The following is a 22,502-nucleotide window of genomic DNA, read 5'->3' as shown; positions in this document are numbered from 1 at the left end:
CTCGGCGTCGGCGCGATGCACGATGTGCGATGTGAGCGGGGTCGGCGGGTATCGACGACTCGATCGGTGGAACGTGTGGTCGGTCCCACACCCGCCGGGGCGTGAGGTTCCCGCGGGCTCGACGCTTAGGATGAACGGCGATGAGCACTTACACCCGCCGCCGGTTGACCGATGCCCCTTTCCTGGCCGCCGCCACCGGCGCGACGCCCAGCAGGCGCCCGGTGTGGTTCATGCGTCAGGCCGGCCGGTCGCTGCCGGAGTACCGGGAACTGCGCAAGGGCATCGGCATGCTCGAGTCGTGTTTCGACCCGGAGCTGGTGTGTGAGATCACCATGCAGCCGATCCGCCGCCACGGCGTCGACGCGGCAATCCTGTTCTCCGACATCGTCGTTCCGCTCAAAGCCGCGGGGATCGACCTCGACATCGTGCCCGGTGTCGGCCCGGTCATCGCCTCCCCGGTGCGCACCGAAGCCGACGTGCGCGCGCTGCCGCGGCTGCGCCCCGAAGAGGTCGGCGCGGTCACCGAAGGTGTGCGACTGCTCACCGGCGCGCTCGGCGACACCCCGCTCATCGGTTTCGCGGGCGCCCCGTTCACCCTCGCCTCCTACCTGGTGGAAGGTGGGCCGAGCAAGCAGCACGAGCGCACCAAGGCGATGATGCACGCCGACCCGAAGACTTGGCACGCCCTGCTCGGCGCCCTGACCGACATCACCATCGCGTTCCTGCAGGCCCAGTTGTCGGCCGGGGTCGACGCGGTGCAGCTGTTCGATTCCTGGGCGGGCGCGCTCTCGCTGGCCGACTACCGCGAGTACGTGCTGCCGCATTCGGAGCGAGTGTTCGCCGAGGTGGCCTCGGCCGGGGTGCCGCGCATTCACTTCGGCGTCGGCACGGGCGAACTGCTGGGTGCCATGGGTGAGGCCGGTGCCGATGTGGTCGGTGTCGACTGGCGGGTGCCGCTCACCGATGCGGTGCGCCGGGTCGGTGCCGGAAAAGGCTTGCAGGGCAATCTGGATCCCGCGATCCTGTTCGCCGGGTTCGACGCTGTCGAGGCCGAGACGCGGCGGATCGTGCGCGAAGCCGACGAGGCGATCACGCTCGGTGCGACCGGGCACATCTTCAACCTGGGCCACGGCGTGCTGCCCGACACCGATCCCGGTGTGCTGACCGCCCTGGTCGAGTTGGTGCACTCCCTGTAGCTTCGGCTCACGAACCAGACGCGCTGGTGACCCAGCCGACATCGGAGCCGGTGCGTCGCACCGGGCGACGTGTCGCACGGCTACGGTCGGTACATGCGGATCGCGGTTATCGGGGGCGGAATCAGCGGGCTCGTCGCGGCTTATCGGTTGCGGCAGCGGTTGGGGGAGGACACCGACATCGTCGTGCTCGAGCAGAGCGGACGGGTCGGCGGCGTGCTGCACACTCGTGAATTGTCCGGGGGGCCAGTGGATCTCGGCGCCGAGGCCTTCGTGGGGCGCAGGCCCGAGGTGATCGAGTTGATGAGCGAACTCGGCCTGGCCGACCAGTTGGTGCGGCCCGCGGGGAAACGGCCGCTGATCTGGGCGCAGGGGTCGGCGCATCCGTTGCCGGGGCGCACCCTGATGGGGATTCCGTCTGATGCCGAGTCGCTGCGCGGGCTGGTCGACGATGCGACGCTCGCCCGGGTCGCCACGGAGCCGGAGCGGCCGCTGCGCTGGGATCGAGGCTGCGACATCGACGTGCAGACTCTGGTGGGTGACCGGTTCGGCAGGCAGGTGGTCGAGCGGAGCGTCGATCCGTTGCTGGGCGGGGTTTATGCGGGAATCAGTGCTTCGATCGGTGTCCGCGCCGCGTTACCCACTCTTGCCGCAGCGCTCGACGACGGCGCGTCGAGTCTTACGGAGGCTGTCGGTGCGGCGATGCCCGCGCCCAGCTCGGACCCGGTATTCGGTGGGCTGCGCGACGGCTACGGAGCCCTGCTGGCCGCACTGACCGAGGCTTCGGACGCGCGTTTTGTCGCGACCACCGCCGCAACCAGAATCGCCCGCGGACCCCATGGCTGGGTGGTCGACCCGATCGGCGCCGTCGAAGGTGTCGTCATCGCTACGCCTGCCCCGGTGACCGCCCGCCTGCTGCACTACGTGGCGCCCGAGGCCGCCCGAGCCGCCGCGGGCATCGAACTGTCCTCGTCGGCGCTGGTCGCGATGGCCCTGCCACGCGACACCGCGCTACCGGACAACTCTGGCATCCTCGTCGCCACCGGAGAGCCCTTGCGCGCCAAGGCATTCACCCTGTCCAGTCGCAAATGGCCGCATCTGGCCGAGCGTGACGTCGCGCTGGTCCGCGCCTCCTTCGGCCGTCTCGGCGATGACAAGCCGCTCTCCTGGACCGACGACGACCTCATCGCGGCGGCTGTCGCCGACCTGTCCACCGTCACCGGCATCCCGATCACCCCGATCGAAGCGGTCGTCCAACGGTGGCCCGGTGGCCTTCCGCAGTATGCCCCCGGCCATACCGAGCGGATCGCGGCTCTCGAGTCGGCTATCGCCCCCCTCGACGGCATCGCGGTAGCGGGCGCCTACCTGCACGGTGTCGGTGTTCCCGCCTGCGTCGCGTCGGGAACCGCCGCCGCGGAACGCGTGGCTACCGCGTACATCGCGAGCACGCAGCGCTGATCCCGATGCCGGCGGCGACCGGATATGTGTGGGCCGATCCATTCCGGTACCTCGCTCCGGCCCGGCTTCGTGGCGTGTCCTCGGCGGCAGGCGATACCGGCGCCGCGTGATCGCTGTGAGTCACCCCGTGGCACAGGCAGACTGGGACGATGCAGAGATTCGAAGCGGTGCTGTGTGATCTGGATGGCGTGCTCCGTCAATTCGACCACGACCGTCAGTGCGACATCGAGGAGCACTACGGGCTGCCCGTGCTGGCCACCGCCTTCGCCCCGGAACAGATCCGCCCGGCCATACTCGGACAGATCACCGCCGAGCAGTGGCTGGCTTCGATCACCGCCGCGCTCGGCGGTCACCCCGATGCGGTCCGGGCGGTCGACGCCTTCGCCGCTGTCGACTTCTGGGTCGATGAGCAGGTCAGGGATCTGCTGACAGAGGTCCGCGCCCGCGTCCCGCTGGTCCTGGTCACCAATGCGATGGACAACCTCGACATCCATCTGGCCCGGATGCGTCTCACCGATTTCGCCGACACCGTGATCAGCAGTGCGGCCGTCGGCATCGCGAAACCGGACTTGCGCATTTACGAGATCGCTGCTGAAGCGGCCGGTGTCGCACCGAACCGCTGCGTGTTCATCGACGACCGGCCGGAAAACGTCTCCGCCGCACGGTCTCTCGGCATGACCGGCATTCACTACCGAGGGATCGAAGATCTGGCGGTACTCAGCGTGAACGGCGGAAGCTAGTCGTGGCCGGCCGCGCAGCTGCCACGGAACAAACATCGCCGTCTGTCAGCTCGGTGGCTCGGGGGACCAGACTCCGACCGCGGTGCCCTCTTCGACATGCTTGCGATAGGTGACGACCTTGTTGTGGATCACCTCGAGGTCGGCCGCCAGCTCGGCCAGCCTGTCACGGACGGACTGTTCGTGAGCCTCGAGCAACGCCAGTCGCTCCTGCTCGTTTCCCGGTCCCGAGCGAACGAGCCCGGCGAAGACTCGCAAGGTCGCGATCGGCATGCCGGACTCGCGGAGGCGGTTGCAGAGCAGGAGCCATTCGACGTCGGCCGGTGCGTAGACGCGCTGTCCACCGGGAGACCGGGGGATCGGGCGCAACAGAAGTTCTTCCCGTTCGAAGTATCGCAAGGCGTGCACCCCGAGGCCGGTGGCCCGCCCGACGTCACCGATAGACAGCCCGTTCATCTCGTGCGTCCTCACAGCTTGACCTAGATCGCACTCTAGATTTTACCGTCAGCGCATGGCGATGACAGAGCAGCACAGAATCGGTAGCGGGTTCGGACCGCGCAGCACGGTCGGCGAAGTCGTCGACGGCGTCGACCTCACGGGAAAGACGGTCCTGGTCACCGGTGGTTATTCAGGTCTCGGCAAGGAGGCCACCGCGGCGTTGGCGCGTGCCGGGGCGCAGGTGGTCGTGCCGGCCCGCCGGGTCGAAGCGGCGCGAAAAGCGTTGTGCGACGTCGATAACGCGGAGGTCGATGAACTCGACTTGGCCGATCTCGACAGTGTGCGGGTGTTCAGTGAACGCTTTCTCGATACCGGCCGGAGCATCGACGTCATCATCGCGAACGCCGGGGTGATGGCCTACCCATGCCGGGATATCGGGCCGGGCTGGGAAGCGCACTTCGCGATCAATCATCTCGGGCACTTCGCACTGGTCAACCGTTTGCGTCCGGCGTTGGCCCGGAGCGGGGCTCGTGTGGTGGCGGTGGCATCGTCGGGCCACTTCCTGTCCGATATCCGCTGGAACGACGTCCATTTCAGCCGCCACTACGACCGCTGGAGAGCCTACGGTCAGTCCAAAACCGCCAACGCGCTGTTCGCCACCCACCTCGACGCGATCGGCGCGGCAGCGGGGATCAACGCGTACTCCGTGCACCCGGGCAGCATCCTCACGCCACTGCAACGCCATATCGCCCGTGCGGAACAGATCTCGCAGGGCTGGATCGGCACGGACGGTAGTCAGGCCGTGGGCTTCAAAACCCCGGCGCAGGGGGCGGCGACCGCAGTCTGGGCGGCGACCGCCGCACCGCTCGCGGAGTACGGCGGTGCGTATTGCCAGGATTGCGATGTCGCCGAAGTCGCCACTGACGACGACATGCTCGCCGGCGGTGTGAAACCGTGGGCCGTCGACCCCGCTGCCGCCGCCCGTCTCTGGACCCTGTCCAGTGAGCTCACCGGACTCGACAGCTTCTCCGGCTGACCAGCGGCGTGTCAGCGGGCATCGGCGATAGCGGTACTGCATGATCGCCCGCTGTGACCATTGCCGGTGAGCAGCGCAACGAGCGAAGCCTGATTCTCGATCCCGATCTCGGTCCGGTCGAACTTCACGACGGTGAGGCGACGACGGTGACCTCGGTGTTCGGCAGTGACGAGTCGTCGCCGTGGCGGGCGAGCAGACCGGTAGGGGACTGAGCCCCGACCGCGGGCGAAAACGCCGCAGTGGCACCATAGATCCATGGCGCGACTCGACTACCAGGCTCTCAACTCCACCATTCGCTACCTGATGTTCTCGGTGTTCCAGGTTCAGCCGGGCGTGCTCGGTGAGGACCGGGCCGGGGCGATCAAGGAGGCACAGGAGTTCTTCGACGGACTCGCCGACAAGGGCGTGGTGCTGCGCGGGATCTACGACGTGGCGGGGCTGCGGGCCGACGCCGATTTCATGCTGTGGACACATGCCGAGCGGGTCGAGGACCTGCAGGCCGCGTACTCCGATTTCCGGCGGACCACCGAGCTGGGCAGGGCGAGTGCGCCGGTCTGGAGCAATGTGGCGGTGCACCGGCCCGCGGAGTTCAACAAGAGCCACATTCCCGCGTTCCTGGCAGGCGAGGACGCGGGGAACTACATCTGCGTCTACCCGTTCGTGCGGTCCTACGAGTGGTACCTGCTCCCCGACGAGGAGCGGCGCAAGATGCTCGCCGATCACGGCAAGGAAGCGCGCGGGTACCCGGATGTGCGGGCCAACACCGTGAGCTCGATGGCGCTGGGCGACTACGAGTGGATCCTCGCCTTCGAGGCCCCCGAGTTGCACCGGATCGTGGACCTGATGCGTGACCTGCGGGCCACCGAGGCGCGGTTGCACGTGCGCGAAGAGGTGCCGTTCTTCACCGGTCCGCGCGTCGAGGTCGAACAGTTGCTCACCGCACTGCCGTAAGCGGCGCAGACACCGAAGGCCCTCTCCGTGGAGAGGGGCTTTCTCCTCGGCCTGGTATCGCCGCGGTCTCCCACTCGAGTATCGTGAGCGGGCCGATTGTGGCGTTGAGGGTGAGAGAGATTCGCGCGTGGTATCAGGGTGGGGAACGGATCGAACCGAAGAGGGTCGATCCGACACAGCAGTGACCGATCGAACCGCACCGGAAACGGTCGAGTCGCGGCGAACTCCGGTGCAGTGGCTGCGCTCGGCGCGCACCGACCTGATCGTCGCCGGTTGCTACCTGTCGCTCGCGGTCTTCGTCCTCGCCGGGCTGTGGTGGAACCCGAGCAGTGGCTACCTGAGCAAGAGTGATCAGGACCAGACGCTGTACGAGTGGTTCTACGCCATCACCGCGCGAAACCTCACCCACCTCGACAGTCCGTTCAGCACCGAGCTGCAGAACTATCCCGACGGCATCAACATGATGGCCAATACCCTCATGTACGGCTGGGGGGTGCCGTTCACCCCGATCACGCTGCTGTTCGGGCCCACCGTCACCTTCGTGTCGGCGCTGACATTCGGCCTGTTCAGCACAGCGTTCGCCTGGTACTGGGCATTCTCGCGCGAGCTGGTGAGCTCGAAATTCGCCGCGGCCATCGGCGGATTGTTCTGCGGCTTCGCACCCGCGATGATCGCGCACACCAACGGGCACGCGAATTTCGTCTTTCTGGTGTTGCTTCCGCTCATCGCTGTGCGGGTCATCAGGATGGCAAGGCACGCGGAGAACACCGTCGGGTCGCGACCGGTCTGGCAGCCACGCGCCGCCGTCGCGCTCGGACTGCTGGTCGCGCTGCAGCTCACGCTGGGTGAGGAGCCGCTGCTGATCTTCGCGCTCGGCTTCGCGGCCTTCGCCCTGGCCTACTTGCGCACCCCGCGTGCCATCGCGCGCACAGCGCGCGCGGCGGCCCCGTCGATACTGCTCGCGGCGCTGATCACGCTGACGCTCACCGGTTTCGGGCTGTGGTGGCAGTTCGCCGGACCGCAGTCGTATCGATTCGTGGGGATCGGCCGGGTCGGCAACGACATTCTGTCGCTGGTGCAGTTCTCGCCGGAATCGGCGGGCAGCATGTTCTCGTTCGGCCCCGATGTGAGCATCAATCCGACCGAGGACAACACCTACTTCGGTTGGCCGCTACTGCTGCTCGTCGCCGCGGCCGTGTGCTACCTGCGGCGTGAGCGCATCGTGCGGGCCGCCGTGATCGTCGGGGTGGTGTTCACGACGCTGTCGATGGGCATTGTGCTGTCCTTCGACGGCGTCGTGCGTTTCGGCGAGGGTGAGTATTCGATGATTCCGATGCCGTGGCTGGCCTTCGGATGGATCTCGCCGCTGAACGGGATGATCGAATCGCGGTTGGCCATGATAGCCATTCCGGCCATCGCGATAGTCCTGGTCCTCGGCACTCAGCGGGCGATCGAATCGCTGCGCACCGCTGCCACGCGGCGGCGACCCGTTGCCTGGTTCTGCGCCCTGGCCTTCGCGCTGCTGCCCATCGCGCCGACCGTGCTGCCCGTCACCGAACGCCCCCCGGACGCCCGCGTTCTTCGCCGACGGCACTGTGCGGCAGTACGTCTCGGACGGCTCGGTGGTGATCGTACCGCCGCCCACCTCGGGAGATTCGATCGCGCTGCGATGGCAGATCGACGCCGACTTCGCCTTCCCGCTCGTCGGCGGCTACTTCGTCGGCCCGGTCGGCGCGGACCGTGGGGCCGGTTATGGCGCCGACCCCCGATCCACCGCCGTTCTGCTCATGCTGGTCCGCAAGACCGGTACGGTTCCGGTCATCGACCGAGCTCGGCGCGAGCAGGCCGTCGCGGACCTGCGTTACTGGGGCGCCGATGTGCTGGTGCTGCCGCCGTCACAGAGCGATGATGCCCTGCGTCGCACCGTGGACGACCTGCTCGGCGTACCGGCCGAGCAGGTGGGCGGTGTGTGGGTGTGGGACGTGCGCGGTCTCGTGTGACCGCTATTCGGCGGCGGGCTTCAGGCGCAACGAGATCGAGTTGATGCAGTAGCGCTGGTCGGTGGGCGTCGGGTAGCCCTCGCCTTCGAAGACATGCCCGAGGTGGCTGTGGCAGTTCGCGCAGACCACCTCGACCCGGCGCATCCCCAGGGTGTCGTCGGGCTTGAGGATCACCGCGTCGGAATCGGCGGGATCGAAGAACGACGGCCACCCGCAGTGCGAGTCGAATTTCTCTGTGCTGCGGAACAATTCGGCGTCGCAGGCACGACAGGTGTAGACGCCCTCGGTCTTGGTGTCGGTGTATTCGCCGATGAACGGACGCTCGGTGGCGGCCTCGCGCAGGACCGCGTATTCCTCGGGATCCAGTTTCGCCCGCCATTGCTGCGGCGTCAGCTGGATGCGCGGCGTGGGCAACGAAGTATCGGAACTCATGGCTCCACGCTAATGGTTTCGGCCGGTGCGCGCCGTGAGCGGTGCGTCACCGGCCGGTAACTACTTGAGCGCGGGCTCGCGATCCTCGACCGGCGCCACCGGATCCTCGCGGGGCGGCGCAGTGTCCTCGACCGGTGCGACGGGCGCGGGCTCATCGGTGCCGTCCCGCGAATCGGGCGCACTCTCGATCCACGTCGGGTCGATTCCGAACTGCAGCCTGCCCTCGCGACGCGCCGCCAGATACCGGTCGCCGAGCACGCAGAACACGACGATGAGCAGCAGGCCCCACCCGAAGGTCACCCGCAGGTATTCGAGATTGCGGCCGACGCCCTGCCAGCGATCGGAGAGCCACTTGTCGTAGGTCATGAACCCGAAGATCGCCAGCCACGCGGGCCAGTTACGCAGGACGGAATTGCGCAGTACCACGGTCATCAGGAACGGGAAGACCATCATGGAGTAGTACATCTGGCCCAGCGACGGCAGCAGGAACCACGCGGTGAGCAACACCCCGGAGAACGTGGTGACGAAGAACAGTTCGTCGTGGCGGTAGTAGCGCCACAGCAGCCACAGCGATACCGCGACCACACCGGCCATCAGGACCTTGACCAGCAGGATCAGCCATTCGGGCAATCCGTAGTAGAGCCCGTTGCCACCCACCGAACTGTTGAAGTAGTCGCGGGTCTCCGCCAGATAGGGCATTACGTGCGTGAAGAACTTCTCGGGGTCCGCCGACAGCGGCCAGGCGATCGCGGTGAGCACCAGCGGCACACCGAGCGCGGTGATGAACACCTTCCACTGGCCGCGAACGGCTGCGACCAGCAGTAACGGTGCCAGCGTCGGTTTCACCGCGATGCTCAATCCCAGCGCCACGCCTGCCCAGAGGTCCCGGCGCGCCAGCAGCAGCGTGATGAACGCCAACTCGGCCAGCAGCAGGCAGCCGTTGACGTTGGTGAAGACCAACGTATTGGTCACCGTCTCGGAAGCGAACATCGCCAGCAGCAGCGCGGGCGCGGCGATGGAGCCCAGACCGAACTTGAACAGGCGCAGCAGCAGATACCAGGCGAGCAGAATCGCCACGGCGTTGAGCCCGATGAACAGCCAGCGTGACAGCTCGTAGTCGATGATCGCGACCGGCGCGATCAGCAGCGTTCCACTCGGATAGTAGAGATAGTGCGGGTCGACCGACGAGAAGTCGGCGGTGTACAGCGGCCTGCCGTTCAGGAACTCGAACGAGGCGTTGTACACAGGCCGGTAGTCGTCGGTGACGAAACCGTTGATCGCCTTGATGAAGACGCGGTTCAGCACCATCATGACCGCGAAGGGCCAGAGCGCGAACTTGATCACCTCGGCGGAGGTGCGAGCGGTACGGGGCTCGAGCTGTCGGAACAACACTGGGGCACGGTACACCGAATCGGGTTGCGATGGTGTCGCCGGACCCGTATGACGCGCCGGAACCGGATGGTTGCCCCGGCCCGATCAGGCCGGGCAGGCACCGCCGTCGGCGGGCAGTTTCCCCTCGGCGAGGTAGTCGTTGACGGCCTTCTGCGCGCACCCGGAGTGGGTGACGACCGGATGGCCCCAGCCCTGCCAGGTCATCGTGGCATGCCGAGCGCCCGCCGAGCCGAGCGCACCGGTCACCGAGGCGGCCGCCCCGCCGACGATCGGATCGGCGGCACCGGCGAACACCAGCACCGGCAAGTCGAGTTTCGTCGGCAGCGGCGCCGCGGTGGAGACCGGCCAGGCCGAGCAGACCATCAGCCCGATGGCGGCATTGCGCCCGAATACCGGATATTTGCTCGCCCACGTCTCGCTGAGTTCACGGGCCTTGTCCGCGGTCGGGGGCTGCTGGCTGTCGGTGCACCGGTTCACGAACTCGCCGTCGGAGGTGATCGCGGCGGCTTCGCGCACGACCATCGCCGACAGCGGTCCGCGATCGCCACGGTCGGCGGCGGCGAGGATGTCGGCCATGGCGGTGACCCGATTCGCCTGGTCGCCGCGGGGACTGGACAGGAAACCGGTGAGCGCGGTCGACAGGTCAGCGGCCGAGATCTCGCCGAGCCCGCCGCTGTTCGCCTTGTTCATCAGCGCCACGATCGCCGCCCGCGGATCGGCGCCGAGTGCGCAGTTGGCGGCCTTGCAGCGCTGCGCGAACGCGGTGAGGGCCGCTTCGGCGCCGGTGACCCGCGCCTCGGCCATGGTGGTGGCGTCCGCGCCGACGGGTTCGGGGGCGTCGAGCACGAGTCGGGCCAGGTGGTCGCCGTAGCGGCGGGCATAGCTCAGGGCCACCTTGGCGCCGTTGCCCGCGCCGAGCACGTTGATCTTCTCGACCTGCCATTGCTTGCGCAGCTGCTCGATGTCGTCGGCGGCGTGCGGCGCGTCGAACGTGCCCTCGTAGGGCTGCAGGAAATCGCGGCAGGCGATGGTGGCGTCCTGGCTGAAGCCCGCGACGGCGCCGACCTGATCGGCGCTGCCCACCCCGGTCTGTCCGAGGTCGGTCATCACCGCGCGCAGCTGCGCCGGAATGCAGTCGATGGGCTGGGAGGCGCCGATGCCGCGTCGATCCACCGCGACGATCGGCTGCGCGGCCAGCAACGCGCTGTTGGGCCCGATCGCCAGACCGGCCAGCGTCGAGGCCGACGAACGGTCCGAACCGGAGGTGAGCACCAACGGGGCCGCATCGGTGGGCGTCTGCGGCAGGCGAGCGCGCAGGGCGCCGGCCCGGAACGTGCCGAGCACGGTGCCCGCGGTATCGATCGGGGTCGAGAACTCGGCGCACTCGAGGACCAGACCCGCCGGAGCGGCGCCGAAGTCGAGCGAGCTCAACGTGGCCGCGGTGCAATCACGCCAGGCCAGATCGGTTTTGGGCACCTCGGCCTTGGCCAGGTCCTGCGGCGCGGGCGCTTCGGTCTGCGCGCCGCCTGCCCCGGGACGCTCGACGGCGACGACGGGCCGATCCGACGGCCCGGCTCCACAGCCCGCGAGCATGATCGACAGTGTCGCGGCCGTTGCCGCGGCCCGAGTCCAACGCATGCGCTACACACTGCCAGGTTCGGCGCCAGGTTTCATCGACGGGCCCAACGGGCCGCGATGGTGCCGTCCTCGGCGAGCACCAGCTGCTTGCGTGCCATCGGCAGGTCGAAAGTGCTCGCCGACAGCGAGATTCGCCCGCCCGCACCCCCGACCAGCATCGGGGCGGTGGTCAGGCAGAGCTCGTCGACCAGGCCGGCCTCGGCCAGCTGCCCGAAAAGATGCGGTCCGCCTTCACACAGCACCCGGTGCAGACCGCGCTCGGCGAACACCCGGATCAGCGCGGCGGGCATGATCGCGGCCTCACCGGCGACCACTATCTGCGCGCCCGCGTCCTCGAGCGCACTGACCTGCTTCGGGTCCGCGTGGCTGGTGGTGACGATCAGCGGCGGCACCTCGGCGTCGGTGAAGAACTTCGACCCCGGATCGAGCTTGGCGGTCGCGGTGACCACCGCGATCGGTGGCGGGGTGCCGTCGGGGTGACCACCGATCCCGTGCCGATGGTGCGCGATGCGCCGTTGCGGGTCGGGGTGCGCGCCGCCGTAGTTCTCCGCGCGCAGGGTGCCCGCGCCGATCACGATCACGTCGGCCAGTTCACGCAGGACCGTGAACACTGTCTTGTCCGCCTCGGTGCCCAAGCCTGCCGAAACACCGTCGACGGTGAACGCGCCGTCGATGCTGCTGACGAAGTTCGCCCGTACCCACGGACCGTCCAGATGCCGTGGGTAGGCATAGCACCTGGCCAGTGCGTCGGCGTCGAGGTCTGCGAGCTGGGTCACATTGTGGATACGCTGCATAGGGATCGATGCAACCACGTCCGTACGATTTGTCCATGCAAGAACGCCTTGTCGATCGCCATCCGGAGGTCCCGGCCGACCAACTCGTCGCGCAGATGGTGCCCCCGCCCATGTTCGACGAGGTCAGCTTCGCCTCCTACATCCCCGACCCCAAGGAACCGAGCCAAGCGGCCGCGGTAGCCAAGGCGGAGGAATTCGCAGGTCAGGTGGCGAAGATCCACAAGGCCGCCTCGAAGAAGAGCCTCTTCGGCAAGAAGAAGGCAGTCTCGGGCGCCGGCCTGTATCTCGATGGTGGCTTCGGCGTCGGCAAGACCCACCTGCTCGCCTCGATCTTCCACAGCTCCCCGGCGCCCAAGTCGTTCGGCACCTTCGGTGAGGTCACCAACCTGGTCGGCGCGCTGGGCTTCAACAACGCCGTCGAGCGGCTCTCGGCCAACAGCGTGCTGTGCATCGACGAGTTCGAACTCGACGATCCGGGCGACACGATGCTGGTCTCGCGACTGCTCACCGAGCTGTCGGCCCGTGGCGTCTCCATCGTGGCGACGTCGAACACGCTGCCCGGCCAGCTGGGCGAGGGGCGTTTCGCGGCATCGGACTTCCTGCGTGAGATCAAGAAGCTCGGTTCGATCTTCGATCCGGTGCGCGTCGACGGGCCCGACTACCGGCACCGCGACCTGCCGCCCGCGCCGGAACCCACCTCGAACGACGTGCTCGTCGAGCGTGCCGCGACCACCCCGGGTTCCACGCTCGACGAATTCGACGTGCTGCTGAAGCATCTGAGTACGCTGCACCCGTCCAAGTTCGGCGCGCTGATCCAGGGCGTGGCCTCGGTGTTCATCTCCGACGTGCACACCGTGACCGATCAGGCCGTCGCGCTGCGCGTGGTCGTACTGGCCGACCGCCTCTACGACGCGAGCATCCCGGTGACGGTTTCGGGCGTCAAGCTCGACGAGATCTTCTCGAAGGAGATGCTCGACGGCGGCTACCGCAAGAAGTACCTGCGCGCGATCTCACGTCTGCTCGCGCTCTCGCGCTTCGAGGCCGCGGCCGCCTGACCCCACAGCCGGTCAGAGCGCGCGTTCGAAGACGAAATCGGAGTGCAGCTGGTTGCCGACCACGAACGTCTTGGTGCCCACCTGCCGAAAGCCGTGCTTGGCGTAGAACTTCTGCGCGCGCTCGTTGGCCTGGTTGACCCCCAGCCAGACCGTCTCGGCGCCCGAGTCACGCGCGGTGTCGACCACGGCGTCCATCAATGCCGCGGCGACGCCGCTGCCGTGGTGTCCGGGCAGGACATACATCTTGCTCAGCTCGACCACCTCGCCCGCGCTCACCTGCGCGGCGACGTCGGGGTCGCTCGGTCTGCCCGCGATGAGCATGGCGTAGCCGACGATCTCGTCGCCCTCGACGGCCTTGAGCACGGTCCTGGTCGGGTCGGACAGGTATTCGCCGAAGCGTTCGCCCGACAGCATCTGCTCGAGGAAGATCTCGATATCGCCCACGGTGGCCTCGGGCGGGCAGGCGAGCGGAAATGTCGCGGCGGCCACATCGCTGAGCGCCTCGGCGTCCCAGAGTCCGGCTCGGTCGACGACGACGGAACTGTTGGTCATCCTTCCAGTACAGCACGGGTCACCCCGGCCGCGGCGCGACTGTGGATCGCGACAGCGCGGCGGCACTACGGCTGGGTCGGGCACTGTCCCACCGACTGTGGGCTGTCCAGCGCGGTGGCACCTCACCTACTGGTCCGAGTAGTCTCCTGCGCATGACGAGCGGTAGCCGCATCGGGATCGTCGGTGCGGGAATGGCGGGTTTGGCCTGCGCGAAGGTATTGAGTCAGGCGGGGTTCCCGGTCGAAGTCTTCGACCGGGCCCCCGACGTCGGCGGTGTGTGGAGTGCCACCCGCCGGTATCCGGGACTTCGCGCGCAGAACAGCAAATCCACGTACGCGTTCAGCGATCACCCGATGCCCGAGGATTTCCCCCGCTGGCCCGACGGCCAGCAGATGCAGGCCTACCTGGCCGGATACGTGCACGAGTTCGGCCTCGGCCCGCACCTGCGGCTGGGCACCGAGGTGGTGGCGGCCGACCCGGTCGACAGCGGCTGGCTGCTCGAGATCCGCGACCACATAGGGGTGCACCGCACCACCTGCGATCACCTGATCGTCGCCAACGGCGTCTACAGCGACCCGGTGATGCCCGACCTGGCCGGCACCGCGGCGTTCCGTGCCGCGGGTGGGCGACTGTGCCATGTCTCGGAATTCCACGATGTCGAACAGGCGCGTGATCGTTCGGTGGTCGTGCTCGGCTACGGCAAGTCCGCGTGCGATGTGGCCGAGGCCGTCAGCCACATCGCCGACGAGACCACCGTGGTGGCGCGCAGACTCACCTGGAAGATGCCGCGCAAGCTCGGTTTCGGCGCCGACTACGAACGTCTGCTGCTGACCCGCGCGGGGGAGGCGCACTTCCCGTCCCGCTTCCCGCACCGCGTCGAACGGTTGCTCGACCGTCTCTCGCTGCGCCAGTCGAACATGGACCTGCTGCAGGAGCGGGTGACGCGCAAGCTGCGGCTGCGTGAGCTCGATCTGGTACCGACGAGCCCGATCTCCGAGATCGGCACCAGCAGCGCGAGCCTGGCCACCGAGGGCTTCGCCGAGCAGGTCGAGGCGGGCCGGATCAGCGTCCACCGCGACACCGAGATCACCGAACTGATCGGTGGACCGCACGGACCCGCGGTGCGTCTGGCCGACGGCAGCCTGAAACTGGCCGAGATCGTCCTCTGCGCCACCGGATACCGGCAGGAGGTGCCGTTCCTCACCCCGTTCGTGCGGCGCGCCCTCACCGACGACGTGAGCGATTTCCGGCTCTACCGCCACATCCTGCCGGTGGAGATCCCCAATCTGAGCTTCGCCGGTTACAACAGCTCGAATGTGAGCGCCCTCAGCGCCGAGGTGGGCGCGCACTGGATCGCCGGGCTGCTCACGGGCCGGTTCGTGCCGCCGATGGCCGAGCTGATGAACAACGAGATCGATGCGCGCCTGGAGTGGTCGCGTGAACGCAGTGAGGGCAACCACGCGCACGGTGCCTCGGTGGTCCCGTTCTCGCTGGCCAATATCGACGAGATGCTCGACGATCTCGGCACGCCGCTGCCGTTGATGTCGCGGCTGGCGCAGTGGGTGCGACCCGTGCGGCCGTCGTCCTATCGCGGGGTGCTGCGCAATCGCGCGGTGGCCGCCCCCGTGGCGCCCGCACCGGCGCCCGTAGCGGAGCGGTAGCCGACACGCCGGATCGCCGTCGGCAACGCCGACGGCGATCGGTGCGTTGGTGATAATCCTCCCGTGGACGCGCTGGATCTGAACCTGCTGCTCGCTCTCGACGCGCTGCTCGACACCAACAGCGTGACCGAGGCGGCCAGGCGACTGCACACCTCGACCTCGGCGATGAGTCGCACTCTCACCCGGCTGCGCGAGGTGCTCGGCGATCCGCTGCTCGTTCGCTCGGGCAGACAGATGGTGCCCACGCCGCGGGCCCTCGAATTGCGCCACGATGTGGCGAGCCTGGTCGATCAGGGCCGGTCGTTGCTCACCGCCCGCGATGGGAACGGGCCGGGCAGGCATCGTGATTTCGTTGTCCGCGTGGGGGATTCGGTCGGCGCGAGCCTGTCCGGTCCGCTACTGGCGGCGGTCCACGCAGAGCTGCCCGGGGTAACCGTGCGGCTGCTCGCGGCCGATGCCGCCGACGGTGCGGTGGCGCTGCGCGACGGCCGAGTCGACGTCGAGGTCGGCATGATCGGGCAGACCGACCCGGAAACGGTGGTCAAGCGCCTGTTCACCGACCGCTGGATCGGTGTCGCCGCGCCCGACCACCCGTTCGCCGTCGACCGCCCCACCGTCGCCGCCTACGCCTCGGCACGCCATCTGGAAGTGTCACCCACCGGTCGCACGCACGGCCCGATCGATGACCGCCTCGCCCTGCACGGCCGCACCCGCCGCGTGGTCGCCACCGTCGCCGACCTGCCCACCGCGCTGCTCACCCTCGCGTCGACCGAATTGATCTGCCCCGCACCGGAACTCGTGTCCCGCGCCGCACGCGCCGCGCTCGGCTTGGCGATGTTCGAGATCCCGCTGCCGCTTCCGGCCCCCGTCGTCGCCATGGCGTGGCATCCACGCAACACCGCCGACGCCGGTCATCGCGCCCTGCGCGACCTCATCGGCACAGTCCTGCACGAACCTCCGAAGCCGGAGGTCGGTCCAGGTCTGGTTCCGCTGGCGACACCTGCCTGACAGACATCCCCGGAACATTCGTCCGCCGCTCGCATGTGACCGGTGCGAGATGGACGCGCGCACCTGATGGGGTTGCAGTGGTGCGCAGTCGGATCGGAGGAGGCGATTCGCCTGGGATGCTCGTTTCTCAGCTGCTCACGTCCCGAGCGGAGACGAAGGTGCGTCTAACCCACGTCCGGTGTCGGCGGGCCGAACACGTCGCGGCGGCCTGGTGGGAGACCTGCCGAGCGTTTCAGCTCGTCCAGCATCGCCTGCAGCTTGTCGACGTGGGCGCGTTCGATGTCGAAGGCGCGGTAGGTGCCGGTGACGGTGATACCGGCCGAGTCGGTGGCGGTGGGCGGAACCGGGTCGGCGGCCGGGCGTTCGAGGGGATCGGGGCTGCTCGCCGACCCGTCGCGTCCGGTCGGCAGGCCGAGAGTCGGTGGATCGAAGTCCGCGGACGGACGATCGTGGTCGGTGAGCGTCGCGTGGTTGTTGCGCGGCTCCTGGTCGGGTAGGGCGGCGGTGTTCGCCGGTCGATCGGCGTTCGGGAACGCGGTGCTGTGGCCGACGCCGTTGACGTGAGACGGACCGGGGGTGCGCGCCGAATCCACCGGCACCTGGTTCGGCTGTGTGGTGAGTTCTGTCGGTGGAGTCAGGCGTGGGGGCGGCCCGGAGACGGTCGGTGGCTCGGATGATTCACCGGTGGTCATGCGGTCGCGCGGGGTGAAATCGTCGAAGAGGGACTCGGCACGGCGCGCGGAGTCGGTGGTGAAGCCGTTGCGGGCGTGTCCGTTTCGGTCCGGGGTCGGCGAGGGGGGTGCCGGTTCCTCCGTGAAAGACCAGTGGATGCCGTTGGCGGTGTTGCCCGCGGGCTGTGCACCCACCGAGGTGTCCGGGCGGACTTCAGCTGCCGGCGGGATGTGGGACTCGAATCCATTGACCGGCTTGCCATTCGGCGGCGTCGCGGATCGCTCGCCGGTGAATCCCGACGACAGGTGGTCCTCGGCAGCAGAGACGGGTTCGGTCGGCGCGGGCCGCGCGACACCGTTCCCGTTGGCGGACAGCTTCTCCGGCGACGCAACGCTCGGTCTGCCGTCTGCTGTGGCCGAGCTCTCCGTCGGCTTCTTCACCGGGCGAGCCCGCTCGATCACGGCATCGGGGCTGATCTCCGCCGTCTGCGGATCTCCGGGCGCCTGCCGCGCCGACCGGTCGTCGACCGGCGAGCTCGGAACGTGCTTCATCGCACCGGAACCGAGCCCGAACCCGTTGGGGCCGCTCTCCCGCACGAGGGCGCTCACCTCCGCGCTCCCGGGTAGTGGGTCGTTGGTTGCGGAGGACGGCGTGCTGTTGTCGACACCCGACGTGGACGGGCGATCCTCGGAGAGCACCGTCGCGGTGGGCTTCGAAGCTGTCGGCGCACTCGCTTCTGCCGCGTGGTCGACGACCGGTGCCGTCAGCACCGTGCCGATCACGGCGGGCACCGGGGTGCCGTTTCGGGTGGACGCGATGTCGCCGGCCAGACCCTTCGCGGTGCCGTTGACTCCGTTCGTCGAGGTCCCATTGCCCGCCGAGACCCGCTCGCCGGTACTGCTGAGCCGCACGGGCGCGGGTCGGCGACCGGACGGTTCGCCGGCGGCCGCGTTGCCACCGACCGCGGCGATCGAGTCGGTATCGAGCGACGCCGGTTGACCCAGGGGCGCCGCCTCGACCTGGGCCGTGCGCGGGATCGGCGTCGCGGCCAGCGCGGTGGGGTCGCCGAGGTGATCGGTGGCCGGCCGGACAGGGGAGTTGCGGCGTTCGAGCGGGGGCCGGGAGCTGTCGGTATCGCGGTCCCGATGAGGTGGTAATGACTCGGGGGCCGCTCGGTGGTCGTCGAGTCCGTCGGCCGCGCGTTCGGCGGCCTCCGCGGCTTCGCGAATTTCGCGACGGCTGGGCGTGCTCCGCGCCGGACGGCCGGAATCGGGCTCACCGTCGTTGTCGAGGGCGTCGAGCCGGGAACTCAGGCGTGAAATGTCCTGTGACGCACGAAATGCCCAGGATTCCAGCCGCCTGATCCGGGTGTGGTCGGGCAGATCCTCGTCGACCGGGAAGGTGGGTACATCGAGCTGGACCCGCGCGGCGACGATATCGAGCTTGTCGCTGACTTCGCGCAGCGCCGTGGCGATACTCGCCAGCATCGACCCGATGGACTCGTCGTGCTCAGCGTGGTTCATGCACACCCTACTTCCCGTGGTCGCCCGAGCGTGCCCGCCTCGGCCGCAGCGATCATATCCACCGGAGCAACAGCACGTGTTGTCGTGACCGCTTCCGCGACGCGCCGAACTGATTCTCAATCAGGATGAAACGGACACGCAACAGGCCGGGTCTGTGTATCGAAATGATCAAGAATTAGGCGTCTTCGTGCGACGTTGGCACAATGAAATGGCTTGATATACAAGCAGAGTCGCGTTTGTGACCTCAATCACCAGGCGATGACGCACCCGAACGCGGGTCAAGGGGGCTGGCGCCTTTTCGATGGCTGCGGGAACCTGATGTCCAGGACGTGCGCGTGAGCCTACGACAGGTCCCTTGGTGAGGGAGTGATGGTGTGAGGACGAAGCGGCTGAGCGAGACCCAGGTGGCGTGTGGACGTCGAGCGCTGCTCGACGAACTGGGGATTTCCGAGGGCAGCCGCCGCGCCGTCACCGAACGCACCGGCTATGGCTGTGGTTGCCCCGAATGTGCGGCGACCCAATGGAATACGCAGCGTCTCGAGCACTGGATCTGCGGCAGGCTCACGGCGGCGGGCGCCGACGAGGCCGAGGTCGACGCACAGATCGGCGATATCCCCGTCGATATCTACTGGCGCCGCGGCGACCGGCGCTGCGTGGTCGAGGTGCGCAGCGGCCCGCTCGACATCACCGCGGCCCGCGCACACCGGAAACGCCTGCAGGCGGCCGGAATCGACGATGTGCTGTGGGTGTGCCCGCAGGGTTTCTGGGTGCCGCTGGTCCCCGCGGTCGGCATCGCCGATTTCTCGCCCGCGGCCGCCGATTACCGCATTGACCAGGGCATGCTCGCCGCGGGCAAGACCGGTTTCGCCGCCCCGGCCGGCGGCGGTACCGAGTTGCGTGATTTTCTCGAAGACTGGGTGTCCGGCGCAATGCACTGGGGGCACGCGGATCTCACGACAGGAGGGTGGTCCGACGTGGGCACCTGGGAACGGCACACCGCGGCACAGGCCGCGATGATCGAGCACCAGCGCACCGAGTTGCGCGATCAGCGGGTGGAGCTGGCGGTCTCGCGCCAGGCCGTACGCGACAAGCAGCGACTGGTCGGCCGCCTGCACAACCGGATCGATCGGGCCGGGGTGAACGCCGACGCCGAAGCCATCACCATGGCAGGACTGCGCAGCGAACTCCTCGCCCAGCAGCGCGTCGCGGCGAGCCTGCGCGCGAGCATCGGCCGGATGGATCGCACCCTGGATCAGTGGCAGTGGCTCACCTGCTGCGCGATGCTGCTGGTCCTCACCGTGATGGTCGGCGCGATGGTGATGCGCTGAGCCGCATCGGCAACCGGTCCCACTGCCAGTCGTTGCGGAGCACGAGGCCGGCAAGGTCGAGGAGGTCGAGGCCGGTGTCCGCACTGACCGTGGCCAGCGCCTGTCGATCGTAGGGGCCCTGGTCCAGGTCGGAGGCCAGGCGTTGCTCGATCGAGGCGTCGACCGGGCGAGCTTCGAGCTGGGGTGTACCGATCGCGCTCCCGGTCCAGACGAGCCAGCCCCAGCCGTGCTCGCGTGCGTAGGCGCGGCCGAGTTCGCTCTGGATCCGGTTGTGGTGGAAGGCTGTGCGGCCCAGCGGAACCACGTCGATGAGCATCGCGCGGCCGTCGGTGAGCTGTGCGGCCACGGCCGGATAGTGCACCTGGTCTTCGCCGGCGAAGCGATAGGTCAGTGCGGTCGGTTCTTCCTGGAACGCCGCCACCGCCGGGTCTGCATCGAGGGTCCGCAGTAGCCGGGCCGCCATGGCCGAGTCGTAGGCGACGTCGCGGCCTGCTTTCGCCAAGTAGAACCGGCCGCGGCCGTCGTCGTCACCATCGGCCACGCGCGCCGACTCCGTGGGCAGCGGGGCGGGCGATCCGGTCGCCCACTCCACGTCGGCCAGCAGCGCCCGCAGATCGTCGGCGCCGTCCGCCGGCACCTGTAGCTTGGCCAAGATGCTGGCAGTCTTCTTCTGCCAGCCCAGGATTCGTTGCATCACATAGCCGGCCACTCGCTTGGCGTCGCCCGGTTCGTGTCCGGCCAGCCGGAGCTTGAGGTAGGACCATTCCATGGCCACCAGGTCGGTATCGGTCGCGTAGGTCTCGGCCAGCAGCATGCGCACCAGGCGCAGATCACCCGCCTCGACCGGATAACGGTGCGCGAACACCTGCGCCGACCGGTGCCCGGCGCGGGCGGCGTCACGCACGATCCGGCCGACCGCTTTGGCGTACAGCTGGCGGACCCTGTCGCGGGCCAGGTCGTAGCGGGCGCCGATCCGGGTGAGGGTCTCCGGGCGCTGCCCTCCGATCCCGAGGCGCAGCGCGACGATCCGCGCGTCACGGGCGGCGCGTTCGGCATGGTCGGTGAGCAGTTCGCCGACCAGATCGTCGAGCTCCTCGAGCTCGAACGAGACGTCGGCGGCGATATCGTGACCCGGTGGCCTGACGATCTCGGCACTCACAGCGGCGACCTCCCTCGCTCGATCGAGTCAGCGTAGCCGCAGGCCCCGACAACTAGAGCGAGGTCAGGTACTCGCTGTAGAACAGGCACAGCCCCGTCGCCGACGCGATCCCGGCCAGTACCCAGAACCGGATGATCACCGCGGTCTCGGGCCAGTTGTTGAGTTCGAAGTGATGATGGAACGGCGCCATCCGGAACAGCCGCGTATGCGTCGTGCGGAACACCACGATCTGCAACACCACCGACATGATCTCGGCGACGAACAGCGCCCCGATCACCACGGCCAGCAGTTCGGTGCGGCTGGTGATCGACAACCCGGCCAGCAGCCCGCCGAGGCCGAGCGACCCGGTGTCGCCCATGAAGATCTTGGCCGGCGCCGCGTTCCACCACAGGAAACCGATGCACGCCGCCGCCCCCGCGGCACTGACCATCGCCAAGTCGAGCGGATCGCGCACCGTGTAGCAGGCGCGTCCGGGACTGATCTCGCACGAGTTGTCGTACTGCCACAGCGTGATCACCACGTACGCGCCGAGCGTGAGGCTCATCGACCCAGCCGCGAGTCCGTCGAGACCGTCGGTGATGTTCACCGCGTTCGACCACGCGACCACCAGCAACACGATGAATGCCACGAAGAACAGCGACGCGAAGGTGATGGTGTTGATGTCGCGGACATAGGACAGGTTGCGACCGGCGGGCGTGAGCCCCGTGGCGCCGGGGAACCGCAGCACGAGCACAGCGAACACCACCGCGGCGCCGATCTGCCCGATGTATTTGCCCGCCGCGGTCAACCCGAGGTTGCGGTGCTTGCGCAGCTTGATGGAGTCGTCGAGGAAACCCACCACACCCAGCGCCGACGCCAGGAGTAGCACCAGCGCGCCCGACGCGCTCGGCCCCGGTGCGTCCCACAGCAACCCGATCAGATGCGACCCGAGATACCCGGCCCACACCCCGGCCCCGATCGCCAGCCCACCCATCGTCGGCGTTCCGCGTTTGGCCTGATGACTGGCAGGTCCGTCGATCCGGATCTCCTGCCCGAACCCTCGCCGCGCGAAGACCCGGATCAGCCCCGGCGTGAGCGTGATGGTGACGACAAGAGCGATCCCCGCCGATAACAGGATCTGCCTCACTCGATTGCCCCTCCATGCCGCCGGTCCCCGCACCGGACCCGCCCGGCGATGCCGTGTGCCGATACTAGGGGAGCTCACCGGGAATCCGTGCCGAGAGTGATCTGGGTTACAGGCTCGGCTCGCTGGACCGGTAACGCAAACAAGTCAGGCCCCCTCGAAAGGGGGCCTGACTCGGTACGGTGGTGCGCGATACTGGGATTGAACCAGTGACCTCTTCCGTGTCAGGGAAGCGCTCTCCCGCTGAGCTAATCGCGCGAGGTGGAGACGGGAATCGAACCCGTGTGCACGGCTTTGCAGGCCGTTGCCTCACCACTCGGCCACTCCACCGTACAAAGGAGGATGGGGCTAG

The 22,502-nt window shown here is 68.3% G+C and carries 20 protein-coding genes and 2 tRNA genes; 11 read left to right on the top strand and 11 right to left on the bottom strand.

Going from position 1 to position 22,502, the window contains the following annotated elements; all coding sequences use genetic code 11:
• Nucleotides 1-140: 140 nt before the first annotated feature.
• The 3 genes from hemE (at nucleotide 141) to ACWGCN_RS09930 (ending at nucleotide 3,391) form a co-directional block, all read left to right on the top strand.
• A complete protein-coding gene (gene hemE, locus ACWGCN_RS09940; protein ID WP_378988691.1) occupies nucleotides 141-1,196 on the top strand; it encodes a uroporphyrinogen decarboxylase in 1,056 nt (351 codons plus the stop codon).
• Nucleotides 1,197-1,289: 93 nt separating this feature from the next.
• Nucleotides 1,290-2,651: a protoporphyrinogen oxidase gene (locus tag ACWGCN_RS09935; RefSeq protein WP_452458451.1), complete on the top strand. Its 1,362-nt coding sequence runs from the start codon at nucleotides 1,290-1,292 to the stop codon at nucleotides 2,649-2,651.
• 149 nt (nucleotides 2,652-2,800) lie between these two features.
• Nucleotides 2,801-3,391: an HAD family hydrolase gene (locus ACWGCN_RS09930; RefSeq protein ID WP_387442558.1), complete on the top strand. Its 591-nt coding sequence runs from the start codon at nucleotides 2,801-2,803 to the stop codon at nucleotides 3,389-3,391.
• A 45-nt stretch (nucleotides 3,392-3,436) separates the two neighbouring features.
• On the opposite strand, the gene ACWGCN_RS09925 is transcribed toward ACWGCN_RS09930, so the two are convergent.
• Nucleotides 3,437-3,844 (bottom strand): MerR family transcriptional regulator, encoded by a 408-nt coding sequence (locus ACWGCN_RS09925; RefSeq protein WP_452458450.1) that lies wholly within the window; start codon nucleotides 3,842-3,844, stop codon nucleotides 3,437-3,439.
• A gap of 55 nt (nucleotides 3,845-3,899) precedes the next feature.
• Between ACWGCN_RS09925 and ACWGCN_RS09920 the strand changes: the two genes are divergently transcribed.
• From ACWGCN_RS09920 to ACWGCN_RS09905, 4 genes are all read left to right on the top strand, one after another.
• Nucleotides 3,900-4,862 carry an oxidoreductase gene (locus ACWGCN_RS09920; RefSeq protein ID WP_452458449.1) on the top strand — a complete coding sequence of 321 codons (963 nt, stop codon included), beginning with the start codon at nucleotides 3,900-3,902 and terminating at the stop codon, nucleotides 4,860-4,862.
• A gap of 53 nt (nucleotides 4,863-4,915) precedes the next feature.
• Nucleotides 4,916-5,074 carry a hypothetical protein gene (locus ACWGCN_RS09915; protein ID WP_378626730.1) on the top strand — a complete coding sequence of 53 codons (159 nt, stop codon included), beginning with the start codon at nucleotides 4,916-4,918 and terminating at the stop codon, nucleotides 5,072-5,074.
• 43 nt (nucleotides 5,075-5,117) lie between these two features.
• The gene (gene hemQ / locus ACWGCN_RS09910; RefSeq protein ID WP_378988701.1) at nucleotides 5,118-5,813 is read left to right on the top strand and encodes a hydrogen peroxide-dependent heme synthase; all 696 of its coding nucleotides are present in this window, start codon (nucleotides 5,118-5,120) and stop codon (nucleotides 5,811-5,813) included.
• A 181-nt stretch (nucleotides 5,814-5,994) separates the two neighbouring features.
• Nucleotides 5,995-7,722, top strand: coding sequence for a glycosyl transferase (locus tag ACWGCN_RS09905; RefSeq protein ID WP_452458448.1), 1,728 nt, complete (start codon nucleotides 5,995-5,997; stop codon nucleotides 7,720-7,722).
• A 94-nt stretch (nucleotides 7,723-7,816) separates the two neighbouring features.
• Here ACWGCN_RS09905 and msrB read toward each other — a convergent pair whose 3' ends face one another.
• The 4 genes from msrB to ACWGCN_RS09885 form a co-directional block, all read right to left on the bottom strand.
• Nucleotides 7,817-8,245: a peptide-methionine (R)-S-oxide reductase MsrB gene (gene msrB / locus ACWGCN_RS09900; RefSeq protein WP_378626732.1), complete on the bottom strand. Its 429-nt coding sequence runs from the start codon at nucleotides 8,243-8,245 to the stop codon at nucleotides 7,817-7,819.
• Nucleotides 8,246-8,305: 60 nt separating this feature from the next.
• Entirely contained in the window at nucleotides 8,306-9,637 is a 1,332-nt protein-coding gene (locus ACWGCN_RS09895) for a glycosyltransferase family 87 protein (RefSeq protein ID WP_378988706.1), read from the bottom strand.
• Nucleotides 9,638-9,721: 84 nt separating this feature from the next.
• Nucleotides 9,722-11,275 carry an alpha/beta hydrolase gene (locus tag ACWGCN_RS09890; RefSeq protein ID WP_378988708.1) on the bottom strand — a complete coding sequence of 518 codons (1,554 nt, stop codon included), beginning with the start codon at nucleotides 11,273-11,275 and terminating at the stop codon, nucleotides 9,722-9,724.
• Nucleotides 11,276-11,307: 32 nt separating this feature from the next.
• Nucleotides 11,308-12,069, bottom strand: coding sequence for a pyrimidine reductase family protein (locus ACWGCN_RS09885; RefSeq protein ID WP_452458447.1), 762 nt, complete (start codon nucleotides 12,067-12,069; stop codon nucleotides 11,308-11,310).
• A gap of 35 nt (nucleotides 12,070-12,104) precedes the next feature.
• Here ACWGCN_RS09885 and zapE point away from each other — a divergent pair, with 35 nt between their 5' ends.
• Complete coding sequence (gene zapE, locus ACWGCN_RS09880; protein ID WP_378988713.1) at nucleotides 12,105-13,124, top strand: cell division protein ZapE; 1,020 nt, start codon at nucleotides 12,105-12,107, stop codon at nucleotides 13,122-13,124.
• A 12-nt stretch (nucleotides 13,125-13,136) separates the two neighbouring features.
• On the opposite strand, the gene ACWGCN_RS09875 is transcribed toward zapE, so the two are convergent.
• Nucleotides 13,137-13,676 (bottom strand): GNAT family N-acetyltransferase, encoded by a 540-nt coding sequence (locus ACWGCN_RS09875; RefSeq protein ID WP_378988715.1) that lies wholly within the window; start codon nucleotides 13,674-13,676, stop codon nucleotides 13,137-13,139.
• Between the two features lie 152 nt (nucleotides 13,677-13,828).
• On the opposite strand from ACWGCN_RS09875, the gene ACWGCN_RS09870 reads away from it, so the two are divergent.
• Nucleotides 13,829-15,337, top strand: coding sequence for a flavin-containing monooxygenase (locus ACWGCN_RS09870; RefSeq protein WP_452529002.1), 1,509 nt, complete (start codon nucleotides 13,829-13,831; stop codon nucleotides 15,335-15,337).
• A gap of 63 nt (nucleotides 15,338-15,400) precedes the next feature.
• On the top strand, nucleotides 15,401-16,345 hold the full coding sequence (locus tag ACWGCN_RS09865) for a LysR family transcriptional regulator (RefSeq protein ID WP_378988719.1): 945 nt from the start codon (nucleotides 15,401-15,403) through the stop codon (nucleotides 16,343-16,345).
• Nucleotides 16,346-16,509: 164 nt separating this feature from the next.
• Here ACWGCN_RS09865 and ACWGCN_RS09860 read toward each other — a convergent pair whose 3' ends face one another.
• Nucleotides 16,510-18,540: a hypothetical protein gene (locus tag ACWGCN_RS09860; RefSeq protein ID WP_452459597.1), complete on the bottom strand. Its 2,031-nt coding sequence runs from the start codon at nucleotides 18,538-18,540 to the stop codon at nucleotides 16,510-16,512.
• Nucleotides 18,541-18,914: 374 nt separating this feature from the next.
• Here ACWGCN_RS09860 and ACWGCN_RS09855 point away from each other — a divergent pair, with 374 nt between their 5' ends.
• Nucleotides 18,915-19,868, top strand: coding sequence for a hypothetical protein (locus ACWGCN_RS09855; RefSeq protein WP_452459598.1), 954 nt, complete (start codon nucleotides 18,915-18,917; stop codon nucleotides 19,866-19,868).
• Here ACWGCN_RS09855 and ACWGCN_RS09850 read toward each other — a convergent pair.
• From ACWGCN_RS09850 to ACWGCN_RS09835, 4 genes are all read right to left on the bottom strand, one after another.
• Nucleotides 19,834-21,027, bottom strand: a complete 1,194-nt coding sequence (locus ACWGCN_RS09850; RefSeq protein ID WP_452459599.1) for a hypothetical protein — start codon at nucleotides 21,025-21,027, stop codon at nucleotides 19,834-19,836. The genes ACWGCN_RS09855 and ACWGCN_RS09850 overlap by 35 nt on opposite strands.
• Nucleotides 21,028-21,079: 52 nt before the next feature.
• On the bottom strand, nucleotides 21,080-22,153 hold the full coding sequence (gene mraY / locus ACWGCN_RS09845; RefSeq protein ID WP_452459600.1) for a phospho-N-acetylmuramoyl-pentapeptide-transferase: 1,074 nt from the start codon (nucleotides 22,151-22,153) through the stop codon (nucleotides 21,080-21,082).
• Nucleotides 22,154-22,333: 180 nt separating this feature from the next.
• A tRNA-Val gene (locus ACWGCN_RS09840) sits at nucleotides 22,334-22,408 on the bottom strand.
• A gap of 1 nt (nucleotide 22,409) precedes the next feature.
• Nucleotides 22,410-22,480 (bottom strand) — tRNA-Cys (locus tag ACWGCN_RS09835).
• Nucleotides 22,481-22,502: the final 22 nt, after the last annotated feature.

The organism is Nocardia sp. NPDC055050 (assembly GCF_053608345.1).
Note: the sequence above shows the minus strand (reverse complement) of the source record. Positions and strands in the feature narration are given on the sequence as shown.

Excerpts from the sequence above, each read along its gene's own strand:
- ACWGCN_RS09925 (WP_452458450.1), bottom strand. The coding sequence starts at position 3,844 with ATGAACGGGCTGTCTATCGGTGACGTCGGGCGGGCCACCGGCCTCGGG.
- hemQ (WP_378988701.1), top strand. The coding sequence starts at position 5,118 with ATGGCGCGACTCGACTACCAGGCTCTCAACTCCACCATTCGCTACCTG.
- ACWGCN_RS09935 (WP_452458451.1), top strand. The coding sequence starts at position 1,290 with ATGCGGATCGCGGTTATCGGGGGCGGAATCAGCGGGCTCGTCGCGGCT.
- ACWGCN_RS09870 (WP_452529002.1), top strand. The coding sequence starts at position 13,829 with ATGACGAGCGGTAGCCGCATCGGGATCGTCGGTGCGGGAATGGCGGGT.
- ACWGCN_RS09875 (WP_378988715.1), bottom strand. The coding sequence starts at position 13,676 with ATGACCAACAGTTCCGTCGTCGTCGACCGAGCCGGACTCTGGGACGCC.
- hemE (WP_378988691.1), top strand. The coding sequence starts at position 141 with ATGAGCACTTACACCCGCCGCCGGTTGACCGATGCCCCTTTCCTGGCC.
- ACWGCN_RS09885 (WP_452458447.1), bottom strand. The coding sequence starts at position 12,069 with ATGCAGCGTATCCACAATGTGACCCAGCTCGCAGACCTCGACGCCGAC.
- ACWGCN_RS09920 (WP_452458449.1), top strand. The coding sequence starts at position 3,900 with ATGGCGATGACAGAGCAGCACAGAATCGGTAGCGGGTTCGGACCGCGC.
- ACWGCN_RS09930 (WP_387442558.1), top strand. The coding sequence starts at position 2,801 with ATGCAGAGATTCGAAGCGGTGCTGTGTGATCTGGATGGCGTGCTCCGT.
- zapE (WP_378988713.1), top strand. The coding sequence starts at position 12,105 with ATGCAAGAACGCCTTGTCGATCGCCATCCGGAGGTCCCGGCCGACCAA.
- ACWGCN_RS09860 (WP_452459597.1), bottom strand. The coding sequence starts at position 18,540 with ATGAACCACGCTGAGCACGACGAGTCCATCGGGTCGATGCTGGCGAGT.
- msrB (WP_378626732.1), bottom strand. The coding sequence starts at position 8,245 with ATGAGTTCCGATACTTCGTTGCCCACGCCGCGCATCCAGCTGACGCCG.
- ACWGCN_RS09890 (WP_378988708.1), bottom strand. The coding sequence starts at position 11,275 with ATGCGTTGGACTCGGGCCGCGGCAACGGCCGCGACACTGTCGATCATG.